This is a genomic window from Psychrobacter sp. ANT206 (assembly GCF_056880555.1).
In genome coordinates this window covers 982912-1000490 of the sequence record NZ_CP096271.1, presented here as the reverse complement: position 1 = coordinate 1000490, position 17579 = coordinate 982912, and the positions used below count along the sequence as shown (strand labels likewise).

The following is a 17579-nucleotide window of genomic DNA, read 5'->3' as shown; positions in this document are numbered from 1 at the left end:
TACAGGGAGCGTAAATATGAACATGAAGCTCAATGATGCTGTCGAAGGACAGTATCATAATAAGCGAGTATTTCTCACCGTCATAGTAGCCGTCGTCATCTATCTGGCTTTTGCTTGGCTATCTACTAGCCGTGCCCCAGACCAATCTTGGGGTGCCTTATCTTTACTACCAACATTACTAGTATTAGTCACTGCTATTGTCTCTAGGCGACCATTCGAATCCATGATCGCAGGCTGTGTCGCTGGTCTCGTGATGCTCAATCCTTTTGATTTGGTCTCCCCTTTTGCAGACAACATGTCGATGGTGCTGGGTAATGAGACCATTATTTGGATTGTTCTCGTCTGTGGTCTGATGGGTGGTCTTATTCAACTGCTTGAGATTAGTGGGTGTCTAGATGGCTTTAGTGAATGGCTGCAAAAAATCATTAAGTCGCGCCGTCAGTCATTATTGGCCACCTTTGCTTTGGGCGTGGTGGTTTTCATTGATGATTATTTGAACTGTCTAGCAGTATCAACCTCCGTCAAGAAACTCACTGATGTCTATAACGTTTCTCGTGAGAAGCTTGCTTATATCGTCGATTCAACCGCCGCACCGATGTGTATTATCGTGCCTATTTCTACTTGGGCGGTCTACTTTGCAGGTCTTTTAGAAGAAAACGGCGTGGCTGGCGATGGTGAAGGTATTGGGCTTTATATCAGTGCGATTCCTTATATGGCATATGCTTGGTTTGCACTTTTGATTGTATTCTTGGTGGCGTATGGCATTTTGGGTGACTGGGGTCCGATGAAAAAAGCAGAGGCACGGGCCAAAGCGGGTAATCCTGTTCCGGAAGCCTTTGTAGAAGAGCAACTGATCTCAAACGTCCAAGCCAAACGTAAGCTATCGTTCAAAGCCAATATCACAAACTTTGCTTTCCCAATGATCTTACTGATTGTCTCAACGGTTTACTTCGAAATCGATCTATTACGCGGTGCATTATTGACCTGTTTTGTGACCGTCGTTGTCTATTGGATGCAAGGCATTTTAAGTTTTGAGACGCAAGTTGAAGCCATCTTTAAAGGCTTTAAAGTCATGCTCTATCCACTCTCAACTGTTATTGGTGGTTTTTTCTTAAAAGCCATCAATGATGAGCTTGGTATGACCTCATATGTGATTGAGGCTATCACGCCTTATATGACGATTATTATTTTCCCTGCCGTCATCTTTGCCGTCATGGCTTTTTTAACTTTTGCCACGTCATCAAGCTGGGGTTTGTATGTCCTTGCTATGCCCATTGTCTTTCCAATATCGCTCGCCCTAGGCGTTAGCACTCCCCTTATGATTGGCGCATTGTTATCAGCATCATCATTTGGTAGTCATGCTTGTTTCTTTAGTGATTCATCGCTACTTGCCGCGCAAGGTGCTGGCTGCTCCCCTATGCAGCATGCCTTTACTCAGTTCCCCTATGCCATGCTCGGTGCGGGCTTATCCGTCGTCACCTTCTTAGGATTGGGTTATATGATGGCTTAAGCCAACCTTAACGCTATTATTTTAATCATTGATTAGCGGGCAATGAGAGATGGTTCGTTAGTCAGTCAAAACAAGCCTTTTATATGGTACTCACTAATAAATACGATAAGGATTTAGATCATGCGAAATGTTACCGTTGCTACGACTCAAATGGCATGTGGTTGGGATATACAACAAAATATTGCCACTGCAACTGATTTGGTCACCAAAGCCGCCAAAGCGGGTGCCAATATTATCTTGCTACAAGAGTTATTTGAGACGCCCTACTTCTGCCAAGTTCATGACTTTGATTACTTTAAGCTGGCAACCTCAGTTGCGGATAATGCAGCCATCAATCACTTCAAACAGTTGGCTAAAGAGCTGCAAGTGGTATTGCCGATTAGCTTTTATGAAAAATCAGGCAATACATTCTTTAATAGCATCACTGTGATTGATGCCGATGGCGAGATACTTGGCACTTATCGTAAAACGCACATACCAGATGGCATTCCTTATGCCGAAAAATTCTACTTTACCCCCGGCGATACGGGGTTTAAGGTTTGGCAAACCAAGTATGCCAAAATCGGTGTCGGTATTTGCTGGGATCAATGGTTCCCTGAATGCGCTCGTAGCATAGCATTGATGGGTGCAGAAATACTGTTTTATCCGACTGCGATTGGTGATGAGCCAACATTGGACATCGACTCAAAAGGACATTGGCAGCGCTGTATGCAAGGTCATGCTGCCGCTAACCTCATGCCAGTGGTAGCAGCCAATCGTATTGGCACTGAGACGATTACTCAAAACGGAAACGATAGCGTCATGGCGTTCTACGGTAGCTCATTTATTACCGACGGTCGTGGCGAGATAATCCAAGAAGCATCTAAAGATAAAGAAGAGATACTTAGTACGACTTTTGACTTAGATCAACTGGCTATCGAACGTCAGCAATGGGGCATTTTCCGTGATCGTCGTCCATCGATGTATGGCACGTTGCTGACTCATGGATAAGGTTTGTTAACAAGCAAGCTCACTCGCGCTATCGTCAAATAAGGTGCTCTATATGTCATTATTACCGAACCGATTAATCACGGGCTCAACACCACAACAAGACGGCTTTTACATGCCAGCAGAATTTGAGCCGATAGAAAAAACATGGATGGTGTGGCCTTACCGTGCTGATAACTGGCGACAGCAAGCCATTCCTGCTCAGAAAGCTTATGCTGATGTCGCATTGGCAATCAACAGATTTTGTGAGGTTAGCGTACTGGTCAATCCTGATGATTATCAATCATGCCGCGATAGTCTACCTGCTAATATCGACGTCATATCCATGCCTAGCAACGATGCTTGGGCGCGTGATACCGTCCCGACATTTTTAATCAATAATAAAGGTGAGCTACGCGCCTGTGATTGGACATTCAATGCATGGGGCGGCGACTATGACGGACTATACTCGCCGTGGGATGACGATGATAAGCTGGCTGAACGCTTATGTGACCATCTAGATATCAAACGCTATCGAACGGATGACTTTGTGATGGAAGGCGGTGCATTTCATGTCGATGGTGAAGGCACGGTTCTGACCACGCGCATGTGTTTGCTCAGCCCTGGACGTAACTCGCACCTAACCGAAGATCAAATTGAAGACAAGTTAAAAGCCTATCTCAATGTGCAAAAAGTACTGTGGATTGATGACGGTATCGATCCTGACGAAACCACTGGTCATATTGATGATATTGCCTGCTTTGCGCGCCCTGGTGAAGTGGTTTGCTTGTTTACTGACGACCCTAAGCATCCATTTTATGAAGCAACGCAAAAAGCCTATGAGCAGCTCTCAAATATGACCGATGCCAAAGGTCGCCGCCTAAAAGTCCATAAGCTTTGCTGTACCAAGCAACCTGTTACTTTACCTGAGAACTATGATATTGAACAATCTGACGATGCCAAGGCGCGTCAGACTGGTGATGTTTGTATCGCCTCGTATGCCAATTTTTTAATTTGTAATGAGGCTATCATCGTACCGCAATATGATGATGAAAATGATTCATTAGCCATTGATCAGCTTGAAAAAGTATTTCCTCAGCATCAAGTAGTGGGAGTACGCACAAAGGAGATTGTCTTTGGCGGTGGTAATATTCACTGTGTTACTCAGCAGCAGCCAAAATCATCAATTAAAAGCATTAATTAAAAGCACGCGCATAAAAATATAGACCCAAATGGATGTTGAACCCAATAATATTTTAAAAAAGGACATAGCTATGAGCGATTATCAAGTTAATAACCCAGCCACTGGCGAAGTAGAAGCCACCTACCCTACGGCAACTGAGCAGGACATCCAGAACGCTATTGCACAAGCCGATACCGCTTATCAAGACTGGCGTCAGGTTTCATTGGGTGAGCGCAGTGCCATACTTCATAAAATTGCCGATATCTATCTTGAACGTCAAGACGAGCTGGCCCGCGTCGTTGCCAATGAGATGGGCAAGCCCGTTGCACAAGCGAAAGGTGAAATCGGTCTAGTTGCCGATATCTATCGCTATTATGCAGACAACGCTGAGCAGCTACTTGCACCTAGTACCATTGATGTTGACTCAGGGTCAGCTTCGGTAGAAAAACGTCCTGTGGGCGCTTTATTGGGTATCATGCCGTGGAACTACCCGCACTATCAAGTGGCACGTTTTGTCGCGCCAAACTTTATGGCAGGCAATACCGTTATTCTAAAGCATGCGCCGCAATGTCCTAAGACGGCAGAAGTTATCGTCGATATCTTTAAAGACGCCGGCTTACCTAGTGGCGTGTATAACAATGTGTTTGCAACCAATGAACAAGCAGCGACTATTATTGAAGACAGCAGGGTACAAGGTATCTCCTTAACTGGCTCTGAACGAGCTGGACAAGCGGTTGCTAAAGTAGCAGGCGGCGCACTCAAAAAAGTCGTGCTAGAGCTTGGCGGTTCAGACGCCTTTATTGTCGCAGCTGACGCTGATATTGGAAAAGCAGTACAAGGTGCTATCTCTGGTCGTTTTGGTAATACTGGCCAAGCCTGTAATGCCGCCAAACGCCTAATCGTCATTGAGTCAGTTTATGATGATTTCGTCAAAGGCTTTACCGATGCCGTACGTGATATGAGCTTGGCTGATCCACTTGATGAAGATACCTTCATTGGTCCAATGTCTTCAAAGGCAGCTGCAGTTAATTTGCAAGAACAGCTCGATAGCGCCATTCAAGCAGGCGCAACCGTATTGGTCGAAGGCGGTATGATCAAAGACAAGTCGGGTGCGTGGTTTAAGCCTGCGGTACTAACAGATGTAACTGAGTCTATGGATGTTTATCGTGAGGAGCTATTTGGTCCTGTGGCGGTCGTCTATAAAGCTTGTGATATCAATCATGCCATCAAGATAGCTAATGATGTGCCTTTCGGACTTGGCGCTTCTATCCAAACGCAAGATGCTGCGCTAGCCGCTGAGATTGCTGAGCAATTAGAAGTCGGTATGGTCACTATCAATGCGCCTTCTGGTAGCGAAGCCAATACCCCGTTTGGCGGTGTCAAACGCTCAGGATTTGGTCGCGAGCTTGGCACCCTTGGTATCACTGAGTTTTTAAATTATAAACTGATTCGTGTTAAGTCGTAATCGACAGAGTCATTTTTAGAACAATAAAAAGCCTAACAGTGACTGTTAGGCTTTTTATTGAAAGTTGATGTTATTAAAAAATAACCCATCGAAAAAACTATTGCTTAGGTGGATTGTCTTTTAACCATAATTGATTGACGATTTTTAATTCACGTAGCTCTTCTGCCATAATCGATTCACTAATACCTGGATATTTAATCCTTGCATAGCTATATAACACAATACCTAAGACGGTCCAGCCAAAGAAGATCCACCATTCAACGGGTGTCAGCGCTGATGGCATACCTGGCATATATAGCATCAATAAACCAAAGCTAAGCGCAATCGTTATCATACCAACAAGCTTACCTGCTGGTATCTTAAATGGACGTACCATATCAGGCTCACGGTAGCGCAGCACTAAGAATGAGATAGCGACACAGGTATAGGCAATCACAATCCCAAAACCACCAGCATCAACGATCCAAACCAACATCTTGCGACCAAATAAAGGTGCTAGCGTTGCTAAACCACCAATGAGGAGAATCGCATTCGAAGGTGTATTGTATTTTGGATGTAACTTACCTAAAAAAGCTGGCAACATGCGCGCTTTTGACATCGCATAAAGTAGACGACTACCACCGATTAAGAACGCATTCCAGCTTGATAAAATACCCAGTACACCGCCGATAACCAGTAAAATACCTGCCCATTTGCCTTGCCAAGCATTGGTCATGGCATCAGCTGTGGCTAAGGTTGAGCTTTCTGCTTGTACAAGCGGCAACGTCGTGCCCACGCTCCAAGCGATACCCACATACCACATCACCGCAACGACGATAGAGATAATCAAAAACTTACCGATATTAGGACGAGTTAAATCAATCTCTTCTGCCGCTTGTGGAATAACGTCAAAACCCACAAACATAAAGGGCACCATGACAATGACGGCCATCATGCCACCGACACCACCAATGAAGGCTGGCGATTGTATTGCTGTAGAGGTTTCAGGGTTATAAAGCACTGCACCAATAAATAGTAAGGTTCCGACGAATAAGATACCTAGTACTGCAGTTTTTTGGAACCATGCACTGACTTCCATACCGCGTATGTTTAGCCACGTTACAATGACGGAGCCCAGCATCCCAACCCCTACCCATGTGGCATAAACATCCCATCCAGCAATGGTCCAGAGATAACCTTGATTATAATTAGGAATAAAATATTCTACAACTGTCGGCAAGGCAACTGCCTCAAACGCGACCACAGAGAAGTAACCAAATAGGATACTCCATGAACAGATAAAGGAGACATTTACTCCCAGCGCTCGATGCGTATAAGTATGCTCACCACCAGTGATGGGCATCGATGCCGCAAGCTCAGCATAAGTCACACCAATCAGTATCACTGCCAGCCCACCTATGAAGAACGCTAACATCGCACCCCAAGTACCAGCAGATAAAATCCAACCACCCGCCAAGACGACCCAGCCCCAACCGACCATTGCACCAAATGCTAAGGCGATAACATCTAGCGTCCCTAACGATTTTTTTAATTCAGACATAACTTGCTCCTTGTCCGTGCTTCATCCGTGTGAATCTTTTTTCATTACACTTAGAGTGACACTGTATTTTATATAACAGGGTTTTATTTAACAGGGTTTTATTTAACAGGGCATTGCCCCTCATGTTTATCTTTCCATACTTCTCAGCCGAGAAGCTCGATAGTATTTTTAATATCTCGATAGCGGAGACAACAACGGCGTCTTGACTTGCAAGGCGCCGTTGTACCAAAACTGCTTAGGATTTGACTATAAACACAGCCTAACCTTTAGCACTTGTTATCCTTTAAGCTATCAAATACTTAGGCAGTCAAAATACCTTTGATGATATCAAGACCTTCTTGTAGCACTTCATCTTCAACCGTCAATGGCACCATCACACGAATGGCATTGCCATGCATACCGCAAGATGCTAGTAACAAACCTTGCTCAAATGATTTCGCTTTTAGGTTAGTCGTCGCTTCAACGTCAGGCTTACCTTCGCTATCGATGAGCTCAAATGCTAACATAGCGCCTTTATGGCGAATATGTCCGATACTACTTAGATTTAGCCCTTTTAAGAATGACTCAATTTTGTCGCCAATTTCAATACTACGCTCAAGTAGGTTCTCCTCTTCGATGACTTCGATGACTGCTAAAGCGGCTACACAAGCAAGTGGGTTGCCAGCATAAGTACCACCCAAGCCACCTACTTGCGGGGCATCCATAATATCGGCACGACCAATAACGGCAGAAATAGGATAACCACCTGCCAAGCTCTTAGCACTGGTCATCAGATCTGGCTCAACGCCCAATTGTTCACAGGCAAACAACGTACCCGTACGCGCAAAACCACACTGTACTTCATCAAAGATTAGGACGATGCCGTGCTCATCACAGATATCGCGTAAAGACTTAGCAAATGATGGCGTGACTTGATGGAAGCCACCCTCACCTTGTACTGGCTCGATAATCATCGCCGCCACTTCACTAGGATCGATATCCGCTTGGAAAATCATCTCAAGGCTATGCAATGCTTGTTCTTCAGTAACATTCAGCTCATCGCATGGGAATAGTGCATGGAATACAGGCCCTGGCATCGGACCAAAGTTCTTTTTGTATGGCAATACTTTACCAGTCAAGCTCATGCACATAAGCGTGCGACCATGCCAACCGCCAACGAAAGAAATCACACCTGGACGACGGGTTTTTGCACGAGCAATTTTGATACAGTTTTCAACCGCTTCTGCACCAGTGGTCAAGAAGAACGCTTTGGTGTCGCCACTGATAGGCGCTTTTTCGCAAAGTTTTTCGGCAAGATCGACATAGCATTCATAGTTAATCATTTGCGCAGCAGTATGGGTGAATTTGTCTAGCTGCTCGTGCACACGCTGCGTGATTTTTGGATGACTGTGACCGGTATTTAGTACTGAGATGCCGCCAACAAAATCGATATAACGATTGCCTTCAATATCCCAAACTTCTGAGTTTTTTGCTTTTTCGGCAAAGATAGGAAAAGCCACACCCAGTCCGGTTGGCAATACCGCTTTACGGCGTGCAAGTAATGATTGATTGGTAGTCATAAGAATGTCCTTTTCTTTCTTTTTACGTAGATGCCAGTGAAGTGATGGCGGTTTATAGAGTAAATTACAGTTGGGATTCATAGTACTGAACCCCGTTTCGTGCTATGTGACAATTGAATGTGTGACCATTAAAATAGAATATAAAACTGAAAAGCTTAGCTGACGTCAGAACACCAGTATTTGGTCACAACATATTCTTCGATGCCGTATTTTGAACCTTCACGACCAAAACCAGATTGTTTGACACCGCCAAATGGTGCTACTTCTGTTGAGAGCATGCCCGTATTATGTCCAACCATGCCATATTCAAGACCTTCGGTCACACGCCAAGCACGCGCATAATCGCTACTATAAAAATAAGCTGCTAGACCGTAGATAGTGTCGTTGGCTGCGCGAATAACCTCTTCTTCAGATGAGAAAGTAAAGACTGGCGCGATAGGACCAAATATCTCTTCGCTGGCAATATCCATATCAGCGCTGATATCGGTGATAACAGTTGGGTTGTAAGCAAGGGCTGACGCATTGTTCGTACTGCCACCAGCAATTAGGGTCGCGCCTTTATCTAGCGCATCTTTTAGTAGCGCTTGTACTTTTTGTAGGGCTTTTTCATTAATCAAAGGACCAACGTTGACCCCTTCTTCCATGCCATTACCGACTTTTAGCTCAGCGACTTTTTTGATAAAGATATCTAAGAATTCATCTTTAATGCTGTCTTGAACATAAACGCGGTTGGCACAGACACAGGTTTGACCGGCGTTACGGTATTTAGAGGCGATTAGACCTTCAGCAGCTTTTTCAAGATCGGCATCATCAAAAACGATAAACGGTGCATTGCCGCCAAGCTCTAATGACAGCTTTTTAATCGTTGGAGCACACTGCGCCATTAAGGTGCGACCGACTTCGGTAGAACCCGTGAATGATAGCTTGTGAATGCGAGCATCGCCGGTAAGAATATCGCCGATAACAGATGATTTACCGGTCACAACTTGGATAACGCCTGCAGGAATACCTGCTTGCTCAGCCAATGCACCGAGTGCTAAGGCAGAAAATGGCGTTTCAGTCGCAGGTTTGATAATGATAGTACAGCCTGCTGCCAGTGCAGGAGCTGCTTTACGCGTGATCATCGCCGCTGGAAAGTTCCAAGGCGTGATGGCAGCACAAACGCCAACCGGCTGTTTTAATACTACATAGCGTAATTGCGAGTTGGTTGCAGGAATGACATCACCATAAACACGCTTGCCTTCTTCTGCAAACCAGCGGATAAAGCTATTGGCATAACCAATCTCGCCGCGTGATTCAGCCAAAGGCTTGCCCTGCTCGGCGGTCATGATAATGGCCAAATCTTCTTTGTTGGCATCGATAAGATCTGCCCATTTTTGCAGCAGCTGCGCGCGTTCTTGTGGGGTTTTGGCAGCCCAAGTGATTTGAGCTTCGTGAGAGTAAGTAACAGCATCATTGACATCAGCGGTCGTCAAGCTTGGCACCGTACCGATAACATCGCCGTTGAATGGATTACTCACTTCGATAGTGGCATCATCATTGGCAGCGTGCCATCCGTCTTTGATAAGACACTGCTGTTTGATCAAATCTGGGTTTGAGAGATTTAGGGTCGTCTTTAGCATCGTAACACTCCATGTTTGTCGCTATTACTTATTTATTATTTATAAAGCTATCTAACGTTGGCATAAGCTTGTCTTTTTAAACAGCTATTAAACCAATGAAAAATTGACGTAAGCAGTCAGTAATAATGATTGATAATATATGTAGTGTTCAATATACTGAACAACTATTCCATATATGAGACATCATTATAAGAACGATGCGATACTCTTTGCAACCGTTATTTTGATAGTTCTCGAACATATTTTTTATTTTTACTTTTTAACTGACATTCTAATAGGCAACTTATGAGTACCAGCGCCGTTCCTGCTCTAGACAAAACGTTTCAAATTCTGGATTTAATCACGGCAAGCCAGCAGCCCTTAACGGCAGCTTATATTGCAAAAGAGTTAAAGCTACCACGTAGCTCAACGCATAATATTTTGCAAAGCCTACTTACCAAGCATGTCATCTATAAGGATAGCGAAGGGCGCTTTCACTTAGGGTCTTACTTGCTGTATTGGGCGGGTAAATACGAGCAGCAGCAAGGAGTGGTGCAGTTATTTAAAGACCTTATCATGCAATATCCTATCCTGTTACAGCACACCGTCACCTTGTCCAAAATGGATTTGGGCGAAGTGGTTTTTTTAGCATGTCATGAAGCACCAGCTCCGCTTGGTTTTACTTTCCGTGCTGGTGTGCGCGTACCAGCAGTATTTTCTGCCACGGGCAAAGCTATGCTTTCAACCTTGCCCATGCATAATATCAAATCACTTTATGAAGGTATCTTTCCAGAGCCAATGACACCTAACGGAGTTAGCAACTTCGAAACTTTAGCGGATGAAATTGCTGCCATACAGCAGAGCCGTATTTCACTGGATGACGGGCAATTGCGTGATGGTATGTATTGCTTAGGGACTTACATACGCAATGCGTCAGGCAATGCGGTTGCGGGTATGGCAGTCAGCTTTTTACAAGCAGAATATGAGTCCAAGCGTGCTGAGGTCAGTGCTGTACTGATTGAATTGGCGAAGCAAATTGAACAGCGTTTAGGTTTCATTGATTAGCAATAAAACCTAAACGCTGCTATTTCCTTGTTTATTGCCAATTATTTCAGTTATTTTGAGGATAACCATTAATCTTCTGACATATAGTTAATCCACTATATGTCAAACACAGTACTACTGGGATAAGTTTTGCGCCGCCTCTGTCTGCGCAGGCACAGCAAAAAAGAAAAATTTATACCAGTAGCACTTTACGATATTTGTACTTATTTTATTTAGTACTGACGATAAGCCCAGACAAAGACGCCTGCAAATTGTCATTGAGTTTTTGCAGGTAATAACCGCCTTCGACCAAGACAATCAAGGGTTTAATCAAACAATCCCATCAGCTTTCAATTTGGCGATCATATCGCTTTCATAGCCCAAATTACTAAGCGTGCTGTCAGTATGCTCGCTCAAACGCGGTGGCGGTGTACGATAAGTGACAGGCGAGCCTGAGAGTTTAATGGGACTGCCAAGCGCTCTTACCGGACTGCCTTGCGCGGCAAAATTAACAATCATCCCTCGTGCCAGTGCTTGCGGCATAGCCAAAGCTTCTGCAACATTATGAATAGGACCGCAAGGAATACCAGCCTCATGCAAGCGCGTAAGCCAATATGCACGTGGATGCTTGGCAAATGCGTTTATGAGCCACTCACAAATCAGCTCACGATGGGCAACGCGTTGAGGGTTGGTCGCAAAACGACTGTCAGTATGCCACTCTACGGATAGCATCTGGCATAGTCTGGCAAATTGACTGTCATTACCACAGGCTAAAATGAAATGCTCCTCCCCTGCACCGGCAAACACTTGATAAGGAACGATGTTAGGGTGACCATTGCCCAGTCTTGGCGGCACCTCGCCAGATGCCAAATGATTCATACCAACATTAGCGAGCATTGCCAACGCACTGTCTAGTAACGCGACATCGACATGTTGACCCAGTCCAGTATGCTGGCGCGCTATTAACGCCGCTTGAATACCAATCGTCAGCTGCAAGCCTGCAAATAAATCTACCACTGCCACGCCAACTTTATGCGGTTCGCCATCAGTAGGTCCAGTGATGCTCATTAGCCCTGACAAACCTTGAATAATATAGTCATAGCCCGGCAGCTCAGCATCGGGACCTGTTTGCCCAAAGCCCGTTAATGAGGCATAAATCAGACGTGGATTGCTTTGCTTTAGACTCTCATAGTCCAAACCATATTTTTTCAGACCGCCAACTTTAAAGTTTTCTACCACGATATCGCTTGTTTCAGCGAGCTGCTTAATGATGGTTTGTCCAGCAGACGTCGTAATATCGACCGTAAGGGATTTTTTATTGCGATTAATGGTAGCGTAATAAGCGGATGTATCATCGCTGAATTTTGGCGGCGCCCAATGACGGGTTTCATCACCAATATGTGGACGCTCAACCTTGATCACATCAGCACCAAGGTCGGCGAGCACTTGAGTGCAAGAAGGACCTGCCAATACCCGCGACAAATCAAGCACCTTGATACCATGCAATGCGCCTTTTGATACAGCATCAGTCGCAATATCAGCGGTAGCACTCTTAGTAAAGTTGGCTTGTTCAGGCTCTTGTGTGGTTGTAGTGACAGTCATAATAATCCCTTATTGATAACGTATTTTTTATAATAGTAAAAATGATAAGACAGTGCCTAGTCCTCATTTATCTAATTCTTTAAAACTACTGCTAAACCAGATATAAATGAGGACTAATAACTGAAAAACGCACGCTACTGCTTATCAAGTGCTTCGTAAGAAGCACAACAGTAACGTACGTTAATGATCGGGAAATTAGCTAATACTTATTAGCTAATAACGCTTAATAAAATGCCTGGATCCCAGTCTGCGCGCGACCTAAGATGAGCGCATGAATATCATGGGTACCTTCATAAGTATTGACCGCTTCTAAATTCATCACATGACGAATAATATGAAACTCATCAGAGATACCATTGCCGCCATGCATATCACGGGCAATACGGGCAATCTCTAGCGCTTTGCCGCAGTTATTACGCTTAATCAGTGAAATCATTTCAGGCGCCGCATTGTCCTCATCCATCAAACGGCCAACACGCAATGCTGCTTGTAGACCTAGTGTGATTTCCGTTTGCATATTGGCAAGTTTTAGCTGTACCAACTGTGTCGCGGCTAGCGGACGACCAAACTGCTTACGGTCAAGGGTGTACTGACGAGCCGCTTTCCAGCAGAATTCAGCCGCACCCATTGAACCCCAAGCGATACCATAACGGGCTTTATTTAGGCAACCAAACGGACCTTTTAGACCACGAATATCTGGGAAAGCATTGGCTTCAGGGACAAACACTTTGTCCATGACAATCTCACCCGTGACAGATGCACGCAATGAGAACTTGCCTTCGATTTTCGGTGCGGACAGCCCTTTCATACCTTTATCTAAGATAAAACCACGAATGTCACCCGCATCATCTTTTGCCCAAACGACAAATACATCAGAAATCGGGCTATTGGTAATCCACATTTTATTACCAGTCAGCTCATAACCGCCTGCCACTGCGCGCGCGCGCGTTGACATTGATGAAGGATCTGAACCCGAATCCGGCTCTGTCAGACCAAAGCAGCCGACATATTCCCCAGTTGCCAGTTTTGGTAGATATTTTTCTTTCTGCTCTTCTGTACCATAGGCATGTATCGGATGCATGACCAAGCTTGACTGCACGCTCATCGCTGAACGATAGCCCGAATCCACCGCTTCCACTTCTTTCGCAATCAAGCCATAAGCCACGCTTGACATACCAGCACAACCATAACCGTCGATCGTCACACCAAGAAGACCCATCTCGCCCATCTGGCGCATGATATCGCGGTCAAAATGTTCATTACGATTGGCCTGAATGATACCCGGCATCAGCTCTTTTTGAAAAAACTGACGCGCACTATCCGTTACCATGCGCTCTTCATCTGTAAGCTGGTCACGTAATAAAAATGGATCTTCCCAATCAAAACGTGGGCTGCTAGAAGTTGCCATGTGGTGCTCCTTGTTGTCAGTCATCCTGACCGACGATTAATGATGAATATGATGCTTTGGCTAAATTTACTATTGACTTCAAAATTCCGCTATGCGAAACTTAGTTTCATAATATAAACTATTTAAGCAAAATTTTAGCGTCCTGTAAACCCTTATTCATTCAGATGGTTATAAAATGAGAAAAAACATGTCGGTAGCTGCACCATTATTGGATCGATTAAATAACTCTCTTACCCAAGGTAAAGAAGACAACGATAGGCAATTTGTCACTGCCCTTGGACGTGGCTTAATGATATTGGCAGCTTTTGAGCATGAAGAGGCGCTTAGCCATCAGCAATTATGCCAGATGACAAAATTGCCAAAAGCGACGATTACTCGTCTGATTCATACCTTGATGACGCTTGGATTTTTGCGCGTGACGCTACATGGACAGTATCAATTGGGTAGTAGTGCGGTGCGATTAAGTGCAACAGCGTGGAGTCGTCATGATTTAGTCGCAGCAGCTGAACCGTTATTGCGGCAGTTTGCCAGTCAAAATGAGGTGTCGGTAAATTTAGCAACCGAAGTAGAAGGGGAAATGCGCTATCACGCTTGTTGTCGTAGCCCTGCCCGCCTATCGGTCAATTTGCAAGTTGGCTCAGCCGTTCCCGTCGCCCGAACCGCTATTGGACGTGCTTTTTATGCGGCTAGTTCGCAAATACGACAGGCTGTTATTCGTAGTAATTTACAAGAGCAGCTATCAGCAGAAGATTATAACCATGCGCAGGCTGCTTTATCTGACGCCGCAGAACATTATAAAATGCATGGTTATACCGTATCAGATGGTGAGTTCTCTACAGACATATTAGCAGTGGCCGTTGGTGTCTTTGATGTTGCGACTGGGCAATATGCCTATTCACTTAATGCCAGTGTCCCAAGTGCTAACTGGGAAAGCGAAGACTATGCGGCGATGATAGTACCTAAATTGCAAGTGTTGGCTGAAAGGATTGGTAGCGGGGTTTAGACTAATTGAGTTGCCAAGTAAGTTTTAACTTAGTTTACCAATGATACTAAAGCGTTTCGATGCAATCACAAATTGATTTGGTCTAAGTGCTATACACTTTGTAGCAAGTAGTTTGTGCTGAAGCGTAAGAGACGTTAAAATTTTATGTAAATACCAATAATAAAAGTAATGTGCCATAAGCCATTGATTGAAGCGATTGATATAACTGGCAAATTGACCTTGTTGAATAATTGCTTTTAAACTATTAATGTCCGAATTTTCTATATGCTTTATATAAACGTATAGACTCCCCCTTTGCAACCGATTGGGCGAGTTTCAGGCCCCGCATTCTCGCAACAGCGGGTTGAAAATATCCAGCAGCGGCTACTGTGCATTGCGGATAGGCGCTTTTTTTACCCTTTATGCATCGTCCTCGTCACAGCCTACAAGGTGCTTTTTAGACCTTACCACCAGACACTGACAGTCGGTTTCAATTTTATTTTTAATATTTTCTGCCATTGATTATAGGTAGCTTACTCATAGCTACGCGACAAACGGTCATTAAAACATAAGCTTAAGGTTTTTTTTGGAATTATTAAAGCCTGAGAGTAGCAATTGCAAGGTCTTTATTGGTCTGCCGTTACTTAATTGATATGGAGCCGTGATATTATAGGCGTATGATACACACCACAAATTTGAGCCCCTAAGGGCGTTTAGCCTGCTTTTAGCATGTTGGCTTTTAGCGCTTTCGCTCATTTTAAAACTCTTACTTAATCTTTCTATATTGAATCATGAATAGCGGCAAAGTTACCAAATAACTTACTGCCGCATTTTTTAATTCCTATTTTTTATAGTTGAGCCTTGTTATGCCCGATTCCAGAACCAATTTGAACCCTGAGCCTGAACACAACTCCCCTTACCTAACCGGTGTTTTGCTACGCTACAGCACCTTTGGCGCCGCAATCTTGCTGTTTTTAGCAGGATTACTCCTCGTCAACTGGGTACTCATTATCATCGGTGGTCTCGCCGTTGGGCTAGGTATTTATGACTTATTGCAATCTAAGCACTCTATCCTAAGCAACTATCCTATCGCCGGTCACATCCGCTATGTGTTAGAGGATTTCCGTCCTGAGATTCGCCAGTATTTGCTCGAAGACGATAAAGAGCAAGTGCCGTTCTCACGTCAGCAGCGGGCCTTGGTCTATCAGCGCGCCAAAAACGTCAGCGATACCAATGCTTTTGGCACTTTGGACAATTTATATGCTCATGGTAAAGAATGGTTTTTGCAATCTGCTGTCAGTGAGCCTATTAAGAATAAAGACTTCCGCATCATTGTGGGCGGTGAGCGGTGTAAGCAGCCGCATGATATGTCAGTGTTTAATATCTCAGCGATGAGCTTTGGCAGCTTATCCGCTAATGCCATTATGGCGCTCAATCAAGGCGCAAAAATGGGCGGCTTCACTCATGATAGTGGTGAAGGTGCTATCAGTCCTTATCATCGTAAATTCGGTGGTGATTTGATTTGGGAGCTTGGTACAGGTTACTTCGGTTGCCGCGATGACAATGGCAACTTTGACCCACTGTCATTTGCCGAAAAAGCCGTTGACCCGCAAGTCAAAATGATTGAAATCAAACTATCACAAGGTGCTAAGCCCGGTCAAGGTGGCGTGTTGCCAGCAGAAAAAATCACCCCAGAAATCGCTGAAACCCGTCAAGTGCCGATGGGTCAAGACTGCGTATCACCTGCGTCGCATTCTGCTTTTAGTACGCCTCGCGAATTGGTTGTGTTTTTACAGCAGCTACGGGATTTATCAGAAGGCAAGCCAGTTGGCTTTAAGCTCTGTATTGGTCAGCCTTGGCAGTTTATGGCGATTGTCAAAGCCATGATAGAAGCCGATAACTACCCTGATTTTATCGTCATTGATGGTGCTGAAGGCGGCACGGGTGCTGCACCTGTTGAGTTTATGGATAGCGTCGGCATGCCATTGATCGATGGTTTTTTATTCGTCCATAACACCTTAGTTGGAGCAGGTATCCGCAACCAAATCAAACTTGGCGTGAGTGGCAAAATCGTCTCAGGTTTTGATATCGCCCGCCTATTAGCATTGGGCGCTGATTGGTGTAACTCTGCGCGCGGCTTTATGTTTGCCGTCGGCTGTATCCAATCACGCTCTTGCCATACCAATACCTGCCCGACAGGTGTGGCAACCCAAGACCCTTATCGTCAAAAGGCGCTGGATGTACCAAGCAAGGCTGAACGCGTTGCCAGTTATCATAAAAATACCCTAAAATCGCTTGCTAGCATCGTTGGCGCAGTCGGCTTACAGCACCCAAGTCAATTGCAGCCTTATCACATTGCACGCCGTTTGGATGATGGACAAATTAAGCTATTGTCGAAGTTCTTTTATTTCACCGATAAAGGTGCCTTACTTGATCATAATGCGCGATCAGAGGTCTTTAATCAGATGTGGGTAATGGCAGATTCGTCGAGCTTTTTAGCCAATAATGATGCGCTGATTGCTTATAATAAAGACTCGCGCGATATCGGTAAAGAAACAGGTGCGCCAACAGAAAAAACGGTTGGAGAGGTAGACGTCAATATTGATGGTGGTAAAATGATTGGCAATGTCAATAATACCGTCCGCGATTTTATACCGCCAACTGTTTAACCATTTAACAGTGTTTGGCTGTGACAATCACGCAATTTATTTCCTTATAT

At 44.6% G+C, this 17579-nt stretch carries 12 protein-coding genes; 7 read left to right on the top strand and 5 right to left on the bottom strand.

All coding sequences use genetic code 11. The features are described from left to right. The first annotated feature begins 16 nt into the window (after nucleotides 1–16). The 4 genes from M0221_RS04295 to M0221_RS04280 all read left to right on the top strand — a co-directional run bounded on the left by M0221_RS04295 (nucleotide 17) and on the right by M0221_RS04280 (nucleotide 5124). Nucleotides 17–1510 carry a Na+/H+ antiporter NhaC family protein gene (locus M0221_RS04295; protein ID WP_483284453.1) on the top strand — a complete coding sequence of 498 codons (1494 nt, stop codon included), beginning with the start codon at nucleotides 17–19 and terminating at the stop codon, nucleotides 1508–1510. Between the two features lie 120 nt (nucleotides 1511–1630). Next, nucleotides 1631–2500: an N-carbamoylputrescine amidase gene (aguB, locus tag M0221_RS04290; RefSeq protein ID WP_483284452.1), complete on the top strand. Its 870-nt coding sequence runs from the start codon at nucleotides 1631–1633 to the stop codon at nucleotides 2498–2500. Between the two features lie 52 nt (nucleotides 2501–2552). After that, nucleotides 2553–3680: an agmatine deiminase gene (gene aguA, locus M0221_RS04285; RefSeq protein WP_483284451.1), complete on the top strand. Its 1128-nt coding sequence runs from the start codon at nucleotides 2553–2555 to the stop codon at nucleotides 3678–3680. Nucleotides 3681–3750: 70 nt separating this feature from the next. Beyond that, nucleotides 3751–5124, top strand: a complete 1374-nt coding sequence (locus M0221_RS04280; RefSeq protein WP_483284450.1) for an NAD-dependent succinate-semialdehyde dehydrogenase — start codon at nucleotides 3751–3753, stop codon at nucleotides 5122–5124. A gap of 97 nt (nucleotides 5125–5221) precedes the next feature. On the opposite strand, the gene M0221_RS04275 is transcribed toward M0221_RS04280, so the two are convergent. The 3 genes from M0221_RS04275 to M0221_RS04265 all read right to left on the bottom strand — a co-directional run bounded on the left by M0221_RS04275 (nucleotide 5222) and on the right by M0221_RS04265 (nucleotide 9845). After that, nucleotides 5222–6664 (bottom strand): APC family permease, encoded by a 1443-nt coding sequence (locus tag M0221_RS04275; protein ID WP_483284449.1) that lies wholly within the window; start codon nucleotides 6662–6664, stop codon nucleotides 5222–5224. Nucleotides 6665–6963: 299 nt separating this feature from the next. Further along, on the bottom strand, nucleotides 6964–8223 hold the full coding sequence (gene gabT, locus M0221_RS04270; RefSeq protein ID WP_020443099.1) for a 4-aminobutyrate--2-oxoglutarate transaminase: 1260 nt from the start codon (nucleotides 8221–8223) through the stop codon (nucleotides 6964–6966). Nucleotides 8224–8378: 155 nt separating this feature from the next. Then, a complete protein-coding gene (locus M0221_RS04265) occupies nucleotides 8379–9845 on the bottom strand; it encodes an NAD-dependent succinate-semialdehyde dehydrogenase (protein ID WP_011513164.1) in 1467 nt (488 codons plus the stop codon). A 285-nt stretch (nucleotides 9846–10130) separates the two neighbouring features. Here M0221_RS04265 and M0221_RS04260 point away from each other — a divergent pair, with 285 nt between their 5' ends. Continuing rightward, a complete protein-coding gene (locus M0221_RS04260; protein ID WP_011513163.1) occupies nucleotides 10131–10889 on the top strand; it encodes an IclR family transcriptional regulator in 759 nt (252 codons plus the stop codon). Nucleotides 10890–11198: 309 nt separating this feature from the next. Here M0221_RS04260 and M0221_RS04255 read toward each other — a convergent pair whose 3' ends face one another. Continuing rightward, the gene (locus tag M0221_RS04255) at nucleotides 11199–12470 is read right to left on the bottom strand and encodes a CaiB/BaiF CoA transferase family protein (RefSeq protein ID WP_483284448.1); all 1272 of its coding nucleotides are present in this window, start codon (nucleotides 12468–12470) and stop codon (nucleotides 11199–11201) included. A gap of 223 nt (nucleotides 12471–12693) precedes the next feature. Next, nucleotides 12694–13878: an acyl-CoA dehydrogenase gene (locus M0221_RS04250; protein WP_020443096.1), complete on the bottom strand. Its 1185-nt coding sequence runs from the start codon at nucleotides 13876–13878 to the stop codon at nucleotides 12694–12696. Between the two features lie 187 nt (nucleotides 13879–14065). On the opposite strand from M0221_RS04250, the gene M0221_RS04245 reads away from it, so the two are divergent. Together M0221_RS04245 and M0221_RS04240 are read left to right on the top strand one after the other, a co-directional pair. Then, complete coding sequence (locus tag M0221_RS04245) at nucleotides 14066–14881, top strand: IclR family transcriptional regulator (RefSeq protein WP_483284447.1); 816 nt, start codon at nucleotides 14066–14068, stop codon at nucleotides 14879–14881. Between the two features lie 845 nt (nucleotides 14882–15726). Further along, nucleotides 15727–17529, top strand: coding sequence for an FMN-binding glutamate synthase family protein (locus tag M0221_RS04240; protein ID WP_133105324.1), 1803 nt, complete (start codon nucleotides 15727–15729; stop codon nucleotides 17527–17529). Nucleotides 17530–17579: the final 50 nt, after the last annotated feature.